At 68.7% G+C, this 17,238-nt stretch carries 16 protein-coding genes; 12 read left to right on the top strand and 4 right to left on the bottom strand.

The features are described 5' to 3' along the window. The first annotated feature begins 104 nt into the window (after positions 1 to 104). The 6 genes from JVH1_RS25765 to JVH1_RS25790 all read left to right on the top strand — a co-directional run bounded on the left by JVH1_RS25765 (position 105) and on the right by JVH1_RS25790 (position 6,963). Positions 105 to 1,277, top strand: a complete 1,173-nt coding sequence (locus tag JVH1_RS25765; RefSeq protein ID WP_009474972.1) for an acyl-CoA dehydrogenase family protein — start codon at positions 105 to 107, stop codon at positions 1,275 to 1,277. Next, positions 1,274 to 2,428, top strand: coding sequence for a CaiB/BaiF CoA-transferase family protein (locus tag JVH1_RS25770; RefSeq protein ID WP_009474971.1), 1,155 nt, complete (start codon positions 1,274 to 1,276; stop codon positions 2,426 to 2,428). The genes JVH1_RS25765 and JVH1_RS25770 overlap by 4 nt, the downstream gene beginning before the upstream one ends. Positions 2,429 to 2,565: 137 nt before the next feature. Then, a complete protein-coding gene (locus JVH1_RS25775; RefSeq protein ID WP_009474970.1) occupies positions 2,566 to 3,933 on the top strand; it encodes an MFS transporter in 1,368 nt (455 codons plus the stop codon). A 15-nt stretch (positions 3,934 to 3,948) separates the two neighbouring features. Next, positions 3,949 to 4,608 (top strand): response regulator transcription factor, encoded by a 660-nt coding sequence (locus JVH1_RS25780; RefSeq protein ID WP_009474969.1) that lies wholly within the window; start codon positions 3,949 to 3,951, stop codon positions 4,606 to 4,608. Between the two features lies 1 nt (position 4,609). After that, the gene (locus tag JVH1_RS25785; RefSeq protein ID WP_043778957.1) at positions 4,610 to 6,025 is read left to right on the top strand and encodes a HAMP domain-containing sensor histidine kinase; all 1,416 of its coding nucleotides are present in this window, start codon (positions 4,610 to 4,612) and stop codon (positions 6,023 to 6,025) included. Continuing rightward, positions 6,022 to 6,963 (top strand): TAXI family TRAP transporter solute-binding subunit, encoded by a 942-nt coding sequence (locus tag JVH1_RS25790; RefSeq protein WP_009474967.1) that lies wholly within the window; start codon positions 6,022 to 6,024, stop codon positions 6,961 to 6,963. Before JVH1_RS25785 ends, JVH1_RS25790 begins: the two co-directional genes overlap by 4 nt. Before the next feature lie 43 nt (positions 6,964 to 7,006). Here the strand turns inward: JVH1_RS25790 and JVH1_RS25795 are convergent, their stop codons facing one another. After that, positions 7,007 to 7,771 (bottom strand): trans-aconitate 2-methyltransferase, encoded by a 765-nt coding sequence (locus JVH1_RS25795; RefSeq protein ID WP_009474966.1) that lies wholly within the window; start codon positions 7,769 to 7,771, stop codon positions 7,007 to 7,009. A gap of 49 nt (positions 7,772 to 7,820) precedes the next feature. Beyond that, on the bottom strand, positions 7,821 to 8,978 hold the full coding sequence (locus JVH1_RS25800; protein ID WP_009474965.1) for an acyl-CoA dehydrogenase family protein: 1,158 nt from the start codon (positions 8,976 to 8,978) through the stop codon (positions 7,821 to 7,823). Between the two features lie 329 nt (positions 8,979 to 9,307). On the opposite strand from JVH1_RS25800, the gene JVH1_RS25805 reads away from it, so the two are divergent. From JVH1_RS25805 to JVH1_RS25830, 6 genes are all read left to right on the top strand, one after another. Continuing rightward, positions 9,308 to 10,636: an MFS transporter gene (locus tag JVH1_RS25805; protein ID WP_009474963.1), complete on the top strand. Its 1,329-nt coding sequence runs from the start codon at positions 9,308 to 9,310 to the stop codon at positions 10,634 to 10,636. Positions 10,637 to 10,720: 84 nt separating this feature from the next. Continuing rightward, positions 10,721 to 11,854 (top strand): thiolase family protein, encoded by a 1,134-nt coding sequence (locus JVH1_RS25810; protein WP_009474962.1) that lies wholly within the window; start codon positions 10,721 to 10,723, stop codon positions 11,852 to 11,854. A 34-nt stretch (positions 11,855 to 11,888) separates the two neighbouring features. Next, the gene (locus JVH1_RS25815; RefSeq protein ID WP_009474961.1) at positions 11,889 to 12,653 is read left to right on the top strand and encodes an SDR family NAD(P)-dependent oxidoreductase; all 765 of its coding nucleotides are present in this window, start codon (positions 11,889 to 11,891) and stop codon (positions 12,651 to 12,653) included. A gap of 17 nt (positions 12,654 to 12,670) precedes the next feature. Continuing rightward, positions 12,671 to 14,320 carry a class I adenylate-forming enzyme family protein gene (locus JVH1_RS25820; RefSeq protein ID WP_009474960.1) on the top strand — a complete coding sequence of 550 codons (1,650 nt, stop codon included), beginning with the start codon at positions 12,671 to 12,673 and terminating at the stop codon, positions 14,318 to 14,320. 87 nt (positions 14,321 to 14,407) lie between these two features. Then, positions 14,408 to 14,761: a hypothetical protein gene (locus tag JVH1_RS25825; RefSeq protein ID WP_009474959.1), complete on the top strand. Its 354-nt coding sequence runs from the start codon at positions 14,408 to 14,410 to the stop codon at positions 14,759 to 14,761. Next, positions 14,754 to 15,413, top strand: coding sequence for a Dabb family protein (locus JVH1_RS25830; RefSeq protein ID WP_043778955.1), 660 nt, complete (start codon positions 14,754 to 14,756; stop codon positions 15,411 to 15,413). The genes JVH1_RS25825 and JVH1_RS25830 overlap by 8 nt, the downstream gene beginning before the upstream one ends. On the opposite strand, the gene JVH1_RS25835 is transcribed toward JVH1_RS25830, so the two are convergent. Further along, positions 15,379 to 16,206 carry an enoyl-CoA hydratase/isomerase family protein gene (locus JVH1_RS25835; RefSeq protein ID WP_009474957.1) on the bottom strand — a complete coding sequence of 276 codons (828 nt, stop codon included), beginning with the start codon at positions 16,204 to 16,206 and terminating at the stop codon, positions 15,379 to 15,381. The two genes, JVH1_RS25830 and JVH1_RS25835, sit on opposite strands and share 35 nt — an antisense overlap. A 141-nt stretch (positions 16,207 to 16,347) precedes the next feature. Continuing rightward, on the bottom strand, positions 16,348 to 17,226 hold the full coding sequence (locus tag JVH1_RS25840) for a LysR family transcriptional regulator (RefSeq protein ID WP_009474956.1): 879 nt from the start codon (positions 17,224 to 17,226) through the stop codon (positions 16,348 to 16,350). Between the last annotated feature and the right edge of the window lie 12 nt (positions 17,227 to 17,238).

The following is a 17,238-nucleotide window of genomic DNA, read 5'->3' on the forward strand; positions in this document are numbered from 1 at the left end:
GTTGACGGCCGCCGGAATGCGCCCTAGTCTACGTGACGAAATCGTTCGTGCAATCGTTCTCGCGAACGTTTGCACACCAGCCCCACCGGCCTCGTGGAGGAACAATGTCCGACCCGCAGTCCCTGACTCAGCTGTTCGCCCTCGACTCGCTGCTCGACACCGAGGAGATCGCGATCCGCGACACCGTGCGCCGATTCTCGGACGAGAAGATTCGTCCCCACATCGGCGAATGGTTCGAAGCAGCGGCACTGCCGGTGCGTGAGCTGGCGGAAGGACTGGGCGAACTCGGCGTGCTCGGCATGCACCTCGAGGGATACGGCTGTGCCGGCACGAGCGCCACCGCCTACGGCCTGGCCTGCCTCGAACTCGAGGCCGTCGACTCCGGAATCCGCAGCCTCGTGTCCGTCCAGGGTTCGCTGGCCATGTACGCGATCCACCACTACGGCAGCGAAGACCAGAAGCAGGAATGGCTGCCCCGCATGGCCGCCGGCAAGGCGATCGGCTGCTTCGGACTGACGGAGCCCGACTTCGGCTCCAACCCCGCAGGCATGCGCACGGGCGCCAAGCGGGACGGTGACGACTGGATCCTCAACGGCACCAAGATGTGGATCACCAACGGATCCGTCGCCGACGTCGCGGTCGTGTGGGCCCGCACCGATGACGGCATCCGCGGATTCGTCGTGCCCACCGACACCCCCGGCTTCTCGGCGCCCGAGATCAAGCACAAGATGTCGCTGCGGGCGTCCGTCACCTCGGAGCTCGTGCTCGAGGACGTGAGGCTGCCCGAATCCGCGATGCTGCCGGAGGCCAAGGGACTGTCCGGTCCGCTCGGCTGCCTCAACGAGGCCCGGTTCGGCATCATCTTCGGTGCGATGGGCGCCGCCCGCGACTGCTTGGAATCCGCCATCTCCTACGCGCAGGACCGTCAGGTCTTCGACAAGTCGCTCGCCGCCTACCAGATCACGCAGGTCAAGATCGCCGACATGGCCCTCGAGGTCGGCAAGGGCCACCTGCTGGCGTACCACCTCGGACGTCTCAAGGATCGCGGCGTGGCACGTCCCGAGCAGGTCAGCACGGGCAAGCTGAACAACGTCCGCGAGGCCATCGCCATCGCCCGCGAGTGCCGCACCATCCTCGGTGCCAACGGAATCACGCTGGAATACCCCGTGATCCGTCACGCCAACAACCTCGAGTCCGTGCTCACCTACGAGGGAACGTCCGAGGTCCACCAGCTCGTGATCGGCAAGGCGCTGACGGGCGAGGCAGCGTTCCGGTGAGCAGGTCACTCGAGTCGGCCGGGAGTGCATCCCTGGACGGCCTGCTGATCGCCGACTTCGGACGGGTGCTCGCCGGGCCGTACGCCACGATGCTGCTCGCCGACCTCGGTGCCGACGTCGTCAAGATCGAGCGCGCCGGCGTCGGCGACGACACCCGGCAGTGGGGGCCGCCGTGGGTGGGCGACGAATCCACCTACTTCCAGTCCGTCAACCGCAACAAGCGGTCCTTCGCCTGGGATCTGCGCGACCCCGCCGACCTGCAGCAGGCGCGGGAACTGGCCGCCCGGGCGGACGTGGTGGTGGAGAACTTCCTTCCCGGCACGATGGACCGGCTCGGGCTCGGCTACGACGCCGTGCGGGAGATCAATCCCGACGTCGTCTACTGCTCCGTGACCGGGTTCGGCGGCGAGAACAACCTGCCCGGGTACGACCTGCTCATCCAGGCCGTCGGCGGGTTGATGAGCATCACCGGTCCCGAACCCGGCGTTCCGACGAAGGTCGGGGTGGCCGTCGTCGACATCATCACCGGACTGCACGCCGCGGTCGGGATCCTGGCGGCGCTGCGCCACCGCGATCGCACCGGGGAGGGGCAGCGGGTCGAGGTGAACCTGCTGTCGTCGCTGCTGTCCGCCCTCGCGAACCAGACGTCGGGGTACGTGGGCGCCGGTGTCGTCCCGCAGGCGATGGGCAACCGGCACCCCAGCATCGCGCCGTACGAGGTCTTCCGGACCGGCGACCGGCCGCTGGTGCTGGCGGTGGGCAACAACCGTCAGTTCGCCTCTCTCGTCGAGGTTCTCGGTGTGCCCGAACTCGCCGACGACGAGCGGTACGCGACCAACACGCAACGGGTGGCGCACCGCGAGCAACTGGTCCGGGACATCACCGCGGCGCTGTCCGCGGGCTCGGCGGACGAGTGGTTCGAGAAGCTGACCGCACAGGGTGTCCCGTGCGGTCCGCTCAACGACATCGCCGACGCGGTGGCGCTCGCCGAGCGCCTCGGGCTGAATCCGGTGGTCGAGATCGACGATCCCCGCAGGGACCGGCCCGTGCGTCAGGTGGCGAATCCGATCCGGCTCAGCGCCACCCCGGCGAGCTACCGCAGCGCGCCGCCGCGGCTCGGCGAGGACACCCCAGCCGTGAGTACTTGTTAACCGCCCGCGGTTGACAAGTACTCACGGGGCTCTTCCCTAAGGGAGTGTTAGGAAGGCTCCGCGGCCCTTCCGTATCGATGTGACGTGACCCACTGTGGTGTGAACGCAGAGATCCAGGGCATCGAGAGGAGTCCCGCGTGAGCACGACATCGACGGGTGAGCGCCGAGTCATCGGCAATGTTTTGAAAGGTTCGGTCGGCAACCTGATCGAATGGTACGACTGGTACGTCTACGCGGCGTTCAGTGTGTACTTCGCGAAGGAGTTCTTCCCGGAAGGCGACACCACCGCCCAGCTGCTTTCCACGGCAGCCGTTTTCGCGGTCGGATTCCTCATGCGGCCGATCGGCGGCTGGATCATGGGACGGTACGCCGACCGCCGCGGTCGCCGATCGGCGCTCACCCTGTCGGTGACCGTGATGGCGGCGGGTTCGCTCGTCATCGCGGTCACGCCGTCCTACGCGAGCATCGGGCTCGTGGCACCGGTCCTGCTGGTGATCGCCCGGATGCTGCAGGGACTGTCGGTCGGCGGCGAGTACGCCACCAGCGCCACGTACCTGGCCGAGGTCGCGTCGCCGGGCAGGCGCGGGTTCTACTCGAGCTTCCAGTACGTCACGCTCGTCGCCGGACAGCTGATTGCACTGGGTGTGCAGATCATCCTGCAGCTGACGCTGCCTGCGGAGGCCATGCAGTCGTGGGGCTGGCGGATTCCGTTCCTGATCGGCGCGGCCGGTGCCGTCGCGGTGATGTGGCTCCGTCGCACGATGGACGAGTCTGAGGCGTTCACCGACGAGGTGGAGGCGAAGCGTGACGCAGACACTTCGGACGGTGGGCCGAAGGAAGGTTCGCTCCGGATGCTGCTGCAGTACCCCCGCGAGTGCCTGCTGGTGTGCGCCCTGACGCTCGGTGGTTGCGTGGCGTTCTACACGTACACCACGTACATGCAGAAGTACATGATCAATACGTCCGGCATCTCCAAGGACACGGTGGCGTGGATCAACTTCGCGGCCCTGCTGGTGTTCATCGTGTTGCAGCCGATCGGCGGCGCACTGTCCGACCGCATCGGTCGCCGGAAGCTGCTCATCTTCTTCGGGATCGGCGGAACCGTCCTCACCGTGCCCCTGATGACGGTGCTCGGGACCACGACGAACCCCCTGGTGGCCTTCGCGCTGATGATGCTGGGACTGATCGTCGTCACCGGGTACACGTCGGTGAACGCGATCGTGAAGACCGAGCTGTTCCCGACGAAGGTTCGCGCACTCGGCGTCGGGCTGCCGTACGCCCTCACGCTGGCGATCTTCGGCGGAACGGTCGAGACCGTCGCCCTCGCCCTGAAGCGGGCCGGCCACGAATCGCTATTCTTCTACTACGTGACCGGGTGTATCGCCATCTCGCTCGTCGTCTACTTCTTCATGCGTGAGACGTCGGACGGTTCGCCGCTCGACCGGACGACCAGCCGGGAGGACACCCCGGACGACGACGTCGAACTGGTCGACTCACGGAGCTGATCGAAGGGAAGAGAAGTGCAGATCGCGGTGGTCGAGGACGACGACGGAGTCGGCGACGCACTCGTGGAAGCACTGGCCACCCACGGCCACGAGGCGGTGCGCATGCGGCGCGGTTCCGATCTCCTTCTCGGCCATCGCGGTATGGACGCGGTGATCCTCGACCTCGGTCTCCCCGACGCGGACGGACTGCAGGTGCTCCGGCAGCTGCGGGCCGTCAGCGACGTTCCGGTGGTGATCCTCACCGCCCGCGACGACGAACGGTCGGTGGTGCGGGGACTGCGGGGCGGGGCGGACGACTACCTCGTCAAGCCGGCGCGGCTCGCGGAATTGCTGGCGCGGCTCGACGTCGTGACCCAGCGTCGCCGCGCGACCGCGGCCTCGGCCGCGCAGACGGTCACCGAAGGTGATGTGGTGGTCGATCTGGCGGCACGCGAAGTGGAGGTCGGCGGAGCTCCGGTGGCGTTGACAGCCAAGGAGTTCGAGCTTCTCGAGGTGCTCGTCACCCGTCCCGGCGCCGCCGTGAGTCGCCAGCAACTGATGGATGCGGTGTGGGGCGACGCGTACGTGGCGATCTCACGCACCCTCGACGTGCACATGACCGGGTTGCGCGCGAAACTGGGCCGGCCGGGGCTCATCTCGACCATCCGCGGGTACGGCTACCGCTGGGGCACTTGACGTGCGCCGCCGTGTGCTCGCCGTTCTGCTGGTGTTCGCGGCCGTCGCGGTGGTGGCCTTCGCCGTCCCGCTGGCGCTGGCCACCAGCGCCGGGAGAACACAGGCTCTGCGGCTGAGCCGGGAGGCGGATGCGACGCATTTCGCCAGCCTCGCCGGACAGACCCAGGCCCCGGGAAGTACCACGCTGCTGCGCGAGGAGGTGGCCCGCTACCACGAGTTGTACGGCGAGGGCGTCCTCATCGTCGACGCGCGAGGCAACCTCCGCGCGGGCGCCGGTCTGTCGCCGGACGACGCCGACGTGGCCGCGGCGATCACGGCGGGACTGCGCAACCAGAAGCAGGGGATCAGCGGTTCGCTGACACCGTGGTCGGCGGACCGTGTCCTGTCGGCCGTACCCGTCGGCACCGGAGCGCAGGTGGACGGTGCCGTGGTCCTGGACGTGTCCACCCGCGCCGCACGGGAATCCATCCGGACGTCGTGGCTGGTGATCGTCGCGGGGGCGCTCGTTGCGCTGGCAGCGGTCACTGCGGTCGCGATCGCGCTGTCCCGGTGGACCGTTCGTCCGCTCGGGGCGCTCACCGCCAGGGTCGGCGCACTCACCGACGCCGTCCCGTCGCCGCGTCCGCGGGTGCGTCGCAGCACCGGTCGGCCGTCCGGCAGCTACAGCGGGCCACCCGAGGTCCAGGAACTCGCGAAAGCGTTCGACACCATGTCGGGCGCAGTCCAGGCGTCCGGTCAGGCGCAGCGGCAGCTGATCGCCGACACTGCCCATCAGCTCCGAAACCCTCTCGCGGCCCTGCACATCCGGTTGGACTCCCTCGGCCCACACGTCTCCGAAACCGGGGCCGAAACCTACCGCCGCACGGGGATGGAGGTCGATCGGCTCGGCGGGATCCTCGACGGACTGCTGGCGCTGGCCGTCGCCGAATCGCCCGCGGACTCCGCCGACGACGAGACCGCGCACGGCGGATGCGACGTCGGTGCCGTCCTCGCGGACCGTGCCGACGCCTGGACGGAGGCTCTCGCGGAATCGGGGATGGACCTCGTGCTCCGGGAACCGGCCGAACCGCTGGTCGCCGACTTCCGGTCCAGTCACCTGGCGCAGGTCCTGGACGTCCTGCTCAGCAACGCGCACGCGTACGCCGGTCGAGGTTCGACGGTCCGGATCGACTCGGGACGGTCGGCCGCGGGAATCGAGATCCGGGTGAGCGACGACGGGGCCGGGGCGGGTGAGGACGAGATCGGCAAACTGTCGTCGCGTTTCTTCCGCGGGTCCGGGGCGGCGCAGCAGGGCACCGGGCTCGGGTTGTCCATCGCGACCGCGCTCGTCGAGGGCGGCGGTGGGGCGCTGACGATCGCTGCGGAGCAGCCACACGGGCTGCGGGTGACGCTGACACTTCCGGCGGTGGCGCCGTGATCACCCGACGTGCACTTCTGCGCGGCGTCGTCGCCGCCGGGGCGACCGCGGCCACGGGTTCGGTGCTCGCCGCGTGCTCGGACAGCGGCCGCGATCCGCTGCGGCTCGCGGCCGGTGAGGAGGGCGGATTCTTCTGGGAGTTCGCCCAATTGACGGCCCAGGCGGCGGAGCGTGCCGCACTGCCGGTGAGCATCGTCCCGGTCCGCACCGCGGGGTCGATGGACAATCTGGCGGCGCTGGCGTCCGGAGACGCGGAACTGGCACTGAGTCTCGCCGACGCCGCCGTATCGGCTCTGGGGGCCGGCGCCGGGTTCACCGCCATCGGCAAGGTGTACGAGAACTACATGCAACTCGCGGTGCGCGCCGATTCCGCGATCGCGGACACCTCGCAACTGAGAGGCACCCGAATCAGCCTGGGTGCCACAGGCTCCGGTGCGGAACTGACGGGCGAACGGATCCTCGAGGTGCTCGGTCTGGCGGGTCCGGGAGCCGTGACGCGTCTGCACCTGTCGATGACCGATGCGGGGCAGGCGCTGCGTGACGGCACCGTCGACGCGGTTCTGTGGGCAGGCGGAGTGCCCACCCCGTCGTTCGCGGATCTCGGGATCCCGCTGCGTCTACTCGACCTGTCCGCCGAACTGGAATTGCTGCGGGAGCGGTTCGGCCCCCGCTACGAGCCGGTGCTGATTCCGCCCGGCACGTACGGACAGCAGACGTCGGTCGCGACGATCGGTCTCGCGAACCTGCTGCTCGCCGACCCCGCCGTCTCGGACAGCGCCGCCGGCGCCCTCGTCGAGGTGCTCATCGACCACGCGGCGGAACTGGTGCCGGATCAGGCGACCGGCAGCCAGTTCCTGGACCGGCAGTCGCTGATCGTCACCGCAGGGGTGCCGCTGCACCCCGGCGCGGCCGCGGCGTACCGGAGACACCACGGCTGAGCCGGTCGATCACTCCAGCCGGTCGATCACTCCAGCCGGTCGATCACTGCACCTGGGCGACGACGAAGATGCGCCGGAACGGGAAGAACGTGCTGCCGTCCGGTCGCCGGGGGTACGCCTCGTCGAGGAGCGGGACGAGTTCTTCGCGGAACAGGTCCCACTCCGGCGCCGAGAGGGCGTCCTTGACCGGGCGGAGCGCGGTGCCGGTGATCCACTCCAGAACCGGGTTCTCCCCGGTCAGCCGCTGCACGTACGTGGTCTCCCAGGCATCGACGGCGCATCCGGCGTCGGCGAGGAGCCCGGCGTAGTCGGCGGGATCGTCGACGACCGTGCTCGCGCGGAACGGCACGTCCGGCAGCGATCGCGACCACCGTTCGCTCGAGGCGAGCTCACGGACGATCGTGTGCGACGGCGCGTCGAAGTTGCCGGGAACCTGCACCGCGATCCACGCCCCCGCCGGCAGTTGGGTCGGCCAGCGACGCAACAACTCCCGGTGCTCAGGCACCCACTGCAGAGCGGCGTTGGAGACGACGACGTCCGTGTCGGGCTTCGGCGTCCAGTCGCGCACGTCCTGCCTGCCGGCGTCGAGGCCGCGTTCACGCGCGGCCTCGACCATCTCGGGTGAGCTGTCGGAGGCCTCGAGGACGGCGTCCGGCCATCGTTCGGCCAGGCTGACGGTCAGGTTTCCCGGGCCGCAACCGAGGTCGACGACGCGGCGCGGTGACCGCGCGTCGACTCGCGACAGCAACTCGTAGAACGGGCGCCCGCGATGGTCCGCGAAGGCGAGGTACTTGTTCGGATCCCACATGTAGTCCTCCTCGCCTGAAACAGTACGCCCATACTGTTGGCGTGCGGGGTCAGAGGCCGAGATCCTTCGCGATGATCGTCTTCATGACCTCGCTCGTGCCGCCGTAGATGCGGGAGACACGGGTGTCCGCGTACAGCCGCGCGATGGGGTACTCGAGGATGTAGCCGTATCCGCCGTGCAATTGCAGGCACTTGTCGATGACCCGGCCCGCGGCCTCGGTGCAGAACAGCTTCGCCTTCGCGGCATCCGGGACCGTGAGTTCGCCGGCGTCGTGCAGTTCGAGGGCGCGGTCGGCCATCAGCTGGATCGCCTCGACCTCGGTGGCGCACTCGGCGAGCACGAACTTGGTGTTCTGGAATGCCGCGACGGGCTTGCCGAACACCTTGCGCTCCTTCACGTACGCGATCGCGTGCTGCAGCGCCGCGGCCGCGGTCGCCGACCCGCCGAGCGCGATGGAGAGGCGTTCCTGGGCGAGGTTGTGGGTGAGGTAGCTGAAACCGGCACCCTCGTCGCCGAGGCGGTCCGCCACGGGCACCTTGACGTCGGTGAAGGACAGTTCGGCGGTGTCCGAGGCCTTCAGGCCGATCTTCTCGATCTTGCGACCCACCGCGAAACCCTCGGACGTGGTGTCGACGACCAGGATGGTCAGACCGGCCCGGCGGTCCTCGGGGGTGCTGGGCGCGGTGCGGCACACCACGAGGATCCGGTCGGCGAGCGCGCCACCGGTGATGAACGTCTTCGCGCCGTTCAGGACGTAGTGCGACCCGTCGTCGGACAGCCTGGCCGACGTCGCGATGTTGGCGAGGTCCGAACCGGTGCCCGGCTCGGTCATCGCGATGGCGAACATGATGTCACCCGACGCGAATCCGGGGAGCCACCGCTGCTTCTGCTCGTCGTTCGCGTATGCGAGCAAGTACGGCAGGATCAGGTTGGTGTGCACGGAGTAGCTGCCGAACGTGACTCCGGCGGCCGCCGTCTCCTCGCCGACCACCGCCGCGAACTTGAAACTCTTCTCACCGCCGCCGCCGAACTCCTCCGGCACCTGGATCCCGAGTACGCCGAGCTCCCCGAGACGACGGTAGAAGTCGCGCGGGGGATGCCCTTCCCCCTCCCACTCGTGGTGGACGGGGGCGACTTCCTTGGCGATGAAGTCGCGGATCGTCTTCCGGAACGCGTCGTGATCTTCGTTGAACACCGTACGCTGCACGGGCTTTCTCCTTCGAATTGCAGTGCGTAACTGCGTAGTACGACCTTGCCGATGATTATCTTCCGAACCTCGGAGTGTTCGTCGGATCGAGAGTCCGGGCGAGGCGGCTCATGGGATGAGAATGCCCGATCCGCGGGGGCACGGCTAGGGCCGTTCGGCTATCGGTCGGATAGCGCAGTCCAATGCACGGAGGCTCCTCGAATCTGCCGACCCATAGGCAGACGTAGCCGGTGCCTTCGCCGAGTGCGTATTGATCGCGGGCACCCCGGTACGTTGAATGAACCGTGACACTGTGACCCACGCCACCACGCCCCCGAAGGGATCACCACGTGACCCGCTCCACTGCCATCCTCGACCGGACCGTCGCCATCGGTTCCGAGTCCCGCAGCCGCGCTTGGGGCCTGACCGGGCTCCTCGTGCTGCTCTACGTCGTCAACTACGCAGACAAGGCCGTCCTCGGCATCATCGCCCAACCCCTCGCCCACGAGCTGGGACTGAGCGCCTCGCAAATCGGGCTGGTGGGAAGCCTCTTCTTCCTGACCTTCACAGTCGGCGGGTTCTTCGCCGGCGCGCTGAACCGCTGGATGTCGCTGCGGTGGGCGCTGCTGCTGCTCGCGATCGCCTGGTCCGTCGCGATACTCCCGCTCGTGGTCGTCGCGTCTTTCGCGGTGTTGCTGGTCAGCCGCCTGCTGCTCGGGCTCGCCGAGGGGCCGAGTTCCGCGCTGCTCCACACGGCGGCGTACTCGTGGCACGCACCCGCCAAGCGCGGACTGCCGAGCGCTCTGCTCGCCGGTGCCGCGTCCATCGCCAAGATCGCCGTCGCGCCTGCTCTCGCATTCGTGACCGTCACGTTCGGATGGCGCTACGCGCTGGTCGCGCTGGCGGTCATCGGCGTCCTGTGGTGCGTCGTGTGGCTGACCGTCTGGAGCGAGGGCCCGTACATTCGCAGCGGCAAGGGCGCCGATTCCGCGGCCCCCGGTGACGCGGGCGAACCGGCGGTGCCGTGGGGTCGCATCTTCCGGACCCGGACGTTCATCAGCGGCGCGTTTCTCGTCATGAGCGTGTATGCACTGGTTGCCGTGGTTCTGACATGGCTGCCCTCGTACTTCGAGGTGGGCCTCGGATACAGCCGCCTCCAGGCCGGCTCCATGTTCGCGTTCCCGAGCATCGCCGGGCTGATCCTGATGCTGCTCTCGTCCGTGATCGGCGACCGTCTGCTCGCACGTGGCTCGACGTCCCGCGTCGTCCGCGTCATCGTCCCCGCCGTCGGGGTGCTGATCTGCGGCGCGATTCTGCTGGCGCTGCCGTCCATCACCGCACCCGCCGTCGCCGTCCTCGTCGTCTCCGTCGGCTACGGCTTCGCCGCATCGGTGTTCCCGCTGCTCAACGCGGCGATCTCGGAGATCTGCCCGCCCCGTCAGACCGCGGGCACCCTGGGCGTCTTTCTCGCCGTCATGGCGATCGGTGGCCTCGTCGCCCCCTACGCGACAGGTCTGATCGTCGACGCGGCGGCCTCGCCCGCCGCGGGCTATGCCACCGCGTTCCAGGCGCTCGGACTCGTCGCCGCCGTGTGCGCCGTCGGCGCGCTGGTCTTCGCGAACCCCGAGCGCGACAAGAAGCTGGTCCGGGGCGACGCTGCGGACATAGGCACGAACTAACCCTGCGTTCGGCCGAAAGTCGTTGTGCCGACGACATCGCCCGTGATTGATTCGAGTGACCCCCTCAGATCGAAGGAACACACCATGCGCGATGCAGTGATCGTCGACGCCGTCCGCACGCCCATCGGGCGGCGTGGCGGTTCCCTGTCCGGAATCCACCCCGCCAATCTGTCGGCGCACGTCCTCGAGGCCCTCGCGGCGCGTACCAGTCTCTCCCCGGAGGAGATCGGCGACGTCGTGTGGGGCTGCGTCAGCCAGGTGGGGGAGCAGGCAGGCAACGTCGCCCGCACCGCCGTCCTCGCCGCCGGCTGGCCGGAGACGGTTCCTGGCACCACACTCACCCGGGCGTGCGGATCGAGCCAGCAGGCCGTGAGCTTCGCCGCCGCCGCCGTGATCGCCGGCCACGAGGACGTCGTCGTCGCCGGTGGTGTGGAGTCCATGAGCCGGGTTCCCATGGGCAGCGCCAGCAAGAATGGCGAGCACTTCCCGGCGGCCGTCCTCGACCGGTACGGCGTCGACGGGTTCAGCCAGGGCACCGGCGCCGAGATGATGGCCGCGAAGTGGGGGCTCTCCCGTCAGGTGCTCGACGAGTACGCGCTGCGATCCCACGAACTCGCGGCGCACGCCGCGGACCGGGGAGCATTCGATGGGCAACTCGCACCGCTCTCCGACGTCCTCGCCGGGGACGAGGGGATCCGCCGCGGCGGCACACTCGACTCTCTCGGCAGGCTGAAGACCGTGTTCAAGGAGGACGGCGTGATCCACGCGGGCAACTCCTCGCAGATCTCCGACGGCGCCGGCGCACTGCTCGTCACGACGAGCGAGAAGGCCGCGCAACTCGGTCTGACCCCGATGGCCCGCATCCACACCTGCGCCGTCGCCGGCGACGACCCGGTGATCATGCTGACCGGACCCATCGCCGCGACGGAGAAGGCACTGACCCGGTCCGGACTGAAGATCGACGACATCGGCGCATTCGAGGTGAACGAGGCCTTCGCCCCCGTCCCGCTGGCGTGGCAGGCGGAGACCGGCGCCGCAACGGACCGGCTGAACCCGCTCGGCGGCGCCATCGCCGTCGGTCACCCGCTCGGCGGTTCCGGCGCGATCCTCATGACCCGACTCGTCCACCACATGCGGGACAACGGCATCCGGTACGGACTGCAGACCATGTGTGAGGCGGGCGGCCTCGCCAACGCCACCATTCTCGAACTTCTCTGATCCGACAACACTTTTCGAAGGGAACACCCGCACGATGGAACTCGAGGGAATCTCGACCGCGGTCACCGGCGGTGCGTCCGGTCTCGGACTCGCGACGGCACGCCGCCTCGTCGACGCAGGCGCTCAGGTCACGCTCATCGACCTCCCGAACTCCAACGGTGAGGCGGCAGCGAAGGAATTGGGCAGCGCAGCGCAGTTCGCCCCCGCCGACGTCACCGATTCCGAGCAGTTCGCGGCCGCACTCGACGTCGCCGACGACCGCGGTGGCCTGCGCGGCATCGTGCACTGCGCCGGGGCCGGCCGGCGGATGCGCATCCTCGACTCCGACGGCAAGGCAGGCTCCGTCGAGGACTTCGAGTTCGTGATCCGGCTCAACCTCGTCGGCTCGTTCAACGCCCTGCGCCTCGGGGCGGAACGGATCGCGCGACAGGAGGAGATCGACGGCGAGCGCGGCGCGGTCGTGCTGACGGCGTCCGTCGCCGCCTTCGAAGGCCAGATCGGGCAGATCAACTACACCGCATCGAAGGCCGGCATCGTGGGCATGACGGTCACCGCGGCCCGTGACCTCGCCAGCCGCAACATCCGGGTGTGCACCATCGCCCCGGGAATCATGGACACCCCGCTCCTCGCCCGGCTGCGCGACGACGTGCGTGCGTCGCTGGAGAAGTCCGTGCCGGGCCCGTCGCGTCTGGGCAAGCCCAGCGAGTTCGGGCAGCTCGCCTGCCAGATCCTGGAGAACGGCTACCTCAACGGTGAGACCATCCGCCTGGACGGTGCCATCCGCATGGCACCTCGCTGACGAGTAAGGGACCGAACGTGAATTCTGCTGCACCGGTACTGCATTACCCCGACCTGACGTTGGCGGCGTTTCCGTCCGCCATGGCGGACCTGTACGGAGACAAGGCCGCAGTGGTCGACGGCGACACGGTGTGCACCTACCGCGAGCTCGACCAGCGGTCGGGCGCGTTCGCCGCCGCCCTGCGGGACTCGGGGGTGACCGAACGCGACGTGGTGCTCCTGCACCTCGGCAACTGCATCGAATTCGTCGTGGCCTACTACGGCGCACTGCGGGCCGGCGCGACCGTCACCCTGGTCAATCCGCTGCAACCCGGCCCCGGCCTGCGCTCGCAGATCGTCGACACGGCGGCGGTCGCCGCCGTCACCCCGCCCGCGCAACTGGACACCCTCACCGAGGCGGCGAGCGGCACCACCGTACGCACCATCGTGGTGGCAGGCCTCCCCGCGGGCGTAGGTCGCGGTCAATTCGGGTTCGAGGAGTTCGTCCGCGGGTACGCCACCGCACCGTTCACCCCGAGGGTGTCCGGGGACGACGTCGCCCACCTCGCCTACACGGGCGGCACCACCGGATTGTCCAAAGGTGTACGGGTGCTGCACCGCAACGTCCTCGCCAACGTGACCCAGATGATCGCCTGGCGTGCGGGTCACGAGGTGCGCGCCACCGCCGACGGCGGAATCGAACTGCGACCCGTCGAAAGTCTCGGGGACCGCGGTGTGGTGCCCGGCGCAGGCGCAACCGTCGTCGTGTCGCCGCTGTTCCACGCCCACGCGCTGATCAACATGTCGTTCCTCCTTCTGTCCGGGGCGACGCAGGTGTTCGCCGGACGATTCGAGCCGGGCCGCATGCTGGAGTTGATCGAGACGCACCGCGCCACGTACATCACCGGCAGTCCGGCGATGTGGCATGCCGTCGCCACCCACCCCGACGCCGTCGTTCGAGACACCGACTCGGTGCGGGTCGTGTCGTCGGGTGCGGCGCCGATCGATCACGTGACGCTCGAGGCGCTGGGCCGGGCGTTCCCGTCGGCGAGCGTGGTCGAGGGGTACGGGCTGACCGAGGGCACCTGCCTCGTCGCCTCCGCGCCGTTGACCGGCTCCGTCGCGTACAAGCTCGGCAGCGTGGGGTTGCCGGTGTTCGACACCGAGGTGCAGATTCGTGCCCAGGACGACTCCGGCGCCGTGCTGGAGGCCGGCACCCGCGGCAAGTTGTGGGTCCGCGGCCCGCAGGTCACGGACGGCTACCTGAACCATCCGGAGATCACGGCGCAGCAGTACGTCGACGGCTGGCTCGACACCGGCGACATCGCCTACCTGGACGAGGACGGGTACCTGTTCATCTGCGACCGCACCAAGGACATGCTGATCTACAAGGGCTACAACGTGTATCCGCGTGAGCTCGAGGAGATTCTGGTCTCGCATCCGGACGTGTCCTCGGCTGCCGTCGTCGGCAGGGAGGCCGGCAGCGTCGGTCAGGAACCGGTGGCGTTCGTGGTGCCGATGCCGGACGTGACGATCGATCCGGATGCGGTGTCCGCGTTCGTCGCCGAGCGGGTGCTGCCGTACAAGAAGGTACGCGACGTCGTGGTGGTCGAGCAGCTGCCGACGTCGGCGGCCGGGAAGATCCTCAAGACGAAGCTGCGCGAGCAACTCGCCGCCGCGACGACCTGACATCGTCCTCCCGCTGGGTGGAAGCAACTCTGTGAGGCGCTCCCTTCTTCCCCCTACCGTCCTGGTGGGGGGAAGAAGGGAGCGCAGATGGTATCGGCCGAGTCGATCGTGTACATCGTCGACGAGATGGTGGTCGAGCCCGGGCGGGCTCGCGCGTTTCTCGCCGACTACCTGGAGCGCTACGTGCCCGGCGCGATTGCGCGTGGCCTGACGCTCGATCGCGTGCTCGTCTCGCCGCCGGTGTGGCTGGAGGACCAGTCGAACACCCTGACCGTCAGCTGGACTCTGCGGGGCGCTCGCGCATGGTGGCAGCAAAGCCTCCTCGCACGCCACGATGCGGAGGTGCTTCGCTGGTGGGCCGACGCCGACGAGTTTCTCACCACCCGGCGACGCACCGTCTCCTGCTCGCCCGCGGACGTGGAGGCGATGACCGATGTTTAAGGTGACCACGCTCGTTCACCTCGTCCCCGACGCGGATGCCTCCACCGGTACGGCGTTGGCCGGCAGGCTGCGCGAGGTCGCTGCGCCCACGGCCCGGCGCGTTCTCGTGACACCGACCCTGCCCGGCGGAATCGACGGGGGCGACGTGATCGTGCACCTCCACTTCGACGACGAATCCCACTGGCGCGCTGTCGAACCAGGTATCACCGCACAGCTGCGCATCCCCGAGATCAGGCACATCGACAGCGTCGGCTACGCGGGCGTGCCCACTCCCGGCCCAAGGCATTTCGAACCGACCGTCTACCGGACGCTGTTTGTCGCCGTGGACGATTCGGTCGACCCGGCGGTGGTGGAGCGCTTCGAATCCGAGACGCGGGCGATGCCGAACCATATCCGCACGATCGGGACCTCACAGCTGAGCCGGGTGCGCGAATCGTCCGGTTCCGCGCGGTGGACCCACGTGTGGGAGCAGGAGTACGCGAACCTGGACGGGCTGCTCGGGCCGTATATGACACACCCGTATCACTGGGCGCACATAGATCGGTGGTTCGATCCCGAACGCGGGCCGCGGATCGTCACTCGGCTGTGCCACAGCTTCTGTGCGACCGACGGCGCGATTATCGCGGTTGCGGCACCTGCCACTCCCCGCTGAACGCAGGGGGACGCTTCTCGATGAATGCGCGGAGCGCGGCCGGAGCGTCGGTGGCAAAGTTGACCGCTTGCGAACGCGCCTCGTTCTCGAGTGCCTCCCGCAACGACGACGTCGTGCTGTCCTCGATCAGTCGCGTCGACTGCATGACGGCCACCCTCGGCGCGGCCGCGAGACGGGTGGCGAACCGGGCGACCGTGGCGTCCAATTCGTCCGGCTCGACGAGCTCGCTGACCAGTCCCAGCACATCCGCCTGCTCGGCGTCGATCATCTCGGCGAGCATGACCAGACGTTTCGCGCGGTGCAGTCCCACCATGCGCGGCAGGAGCCACGAGCCGCCGAAATCCACCGACAGGCCACGCTTGGCGAAGATCTGACTGAACTGCGCGTTGCGCGAGGCGATGAGCAGGTCGCACAGCAACGCCAGGTTCCAGCCGGCTCCCACGGCGTAGCCGCGAACCTTCGCGATCAGCGGCTTGGGGAACTCGTCGACTGCCAGCGCCGTCGCGTTGATCTGGCGCATGCGGTTCAGCGGGTGCATGGGTGTGCGCTTGTCGAGATCAGCGCCGGTACAGAAGTCGTCGCCCGCTCCGGTGAGAACCACGACCCGGGTGGCGTCGTCGAGGGCGAGTTCGCCGAGCGCCTCGCGCAAGGCGATCCACGAGTCGAGGGTCATGGCATTGCGTCGCGTGGGCCGGTTCAGGGTGATCGTCGCGACCGCGCCGTCCCGGCTGATCAGAACGTCGTGTTCAGCGGATTCGGTGTCTGTGGTCGAGTTGACGGTCTCGATGCTCATACGCGGCTCCCGATGTCGGCGCGGCTCTCGGCGGCGCCCGGGTGGCCGGCGCCGTGCCGCTCCGCCAGTCGATCACCGGAGACGTCCCGCCACAAAGTCGTTCTGGGACACGCAGGATGAGGCGAAACCTATGAGCTGTGTTCAGGTCTGCGAGGTGTGCGCCTGCACGAGTTCGACGAACGCGTGCCCGACGGGGGAGAGCATGTCCGGATCGAATGCGATCCCGAAGGTGCGGGCAATCGTCGGCTCCGCGCGGCGGACCACCGCACGGTCCTGGGCCGCCTCCGCGATCGACCGTTCCAGCAGGGTTCCGCCTATTCCCGCGAGTACCAGGGGAAGTCGCGCCTCGCGGTGATCGGACAGCGCCGCGAGAGTGGGGCGTGCCCCGGCGTGACGGATCGATTCCTCGATCTCGTTGGCGACGGAGTGGCCGCGGGGGACGAAGACCATCGGGATGTCGGGGAGCGCGGCGAGCGGAACGGGACCTTCCGGCAGGTCGGTGCCCGGGGGGTACACGAGCCAGTACTCCTGTTCGCCGAGTTCGACGACGTCCAGGCGGGCGTCGTCGAGCGGCAGGTGCGCCACCACGAATTCGCAGTGGCCGTCCTCTATCAGCGATCCGGCCTGCGCCTCGTCTTTCAATTCACCCAACCGGACCATCACATTCGGGTGGGTCCGCCGGAATTCGGTGACCAGGCCGACGAGGGGCCCGATCGCCAACGCCGGAAACGCCATGATGTCCAGTCGGCCGGCGAGTGCCCCGTCGGAGGTCGCGAGGAGGTCCTCGACGGCGGTGACGTCGCGCAGGATCTGCCTGCTCGGCCCGACCATGCTGCGCCCTGCGGCGCTGAGCACCATGCCCCGGCCGATGCGGTGGAACAGCTGCACACCCAGTTCCCGCTCGAGCCCGCGCAACGCCTGCGAGATGGTGGGCTGTGCGACGCCGAGCGACGCGGCGGCCCCGTTGATGCCTTCGTGTTCCACGACGGCGAGAAAGTACTCGACCTGACGCAACTCCATGTGCTCAGTTCC

Source organism: Rhodococcus sp. JVH1 (assembly GCF_000280725.2).
GTDB lineage: Bacteria > Actinomycetota > Actinomycetes > Mycobacteriales > Mycobacteriaceae > Rhodococcus_F > Rhodococcus_F jostii_A.

Bases quoted from the DNA above. Each gene is read 5' to 3' on its own strand.
- JVH1_RS25765 (WP_009474972.1), top strand. From the start codon at position 105: ATGTCCGACCCGCAGTCCCTGACTCAGCTGTTCGCCCTCGACTCGCTG.
- JVH1_RS25795 (WP_009474966.1), bottom strand. From the start codon at position 7,771: ATGTGGGATCCGAACAAGTACCTCGCCTTCGCGGACCATCGCGGGCGC.
- JVH1_RS25810 (WP_009474962.1), top strand. From the start codon at position 10,721: ATGCGCGATGCAGTGATCGTCGACGCCGTCCGCACGCCCATCGGGCGG.
- JVH1_RS25815 (WP_009474961.1), top strand. From the start codon at position 11,889: ATGGAACTCGAGGGAATCTCGACCGCGGTCACCGGCGGTGCGTCCGGT.
- JVH1_RS25825 (WP_009474959.1), top strand. From the start codon at position 14,408: ATGGTATCGGCCGAGTCGATCGTGTACATCGTCGACGAGATGGTGGTC.
- JVH1_RS25830 (WP_043778955.1), top strand. From the start codon at position 14,754: ATGTTTAAGGTGACCACGCTCGTTCACCTCGTCCCCGACGCGGATGCC.
- JVH1_RS25835 (WP_009474957.1), bottom strand. From the start codon at position 16,206: ATGAGCATCGAGACCGTCAACTCGACCACAGACACCGAATCCGCTGAA.
- JVH1_RS25840 (WP_009474956.1), bottom strand. From the start codon at position 17,226: ATGGAGTTGCGTCAGGTCGAGTACTTTCTCGCCGTCGTGGAACACGAA.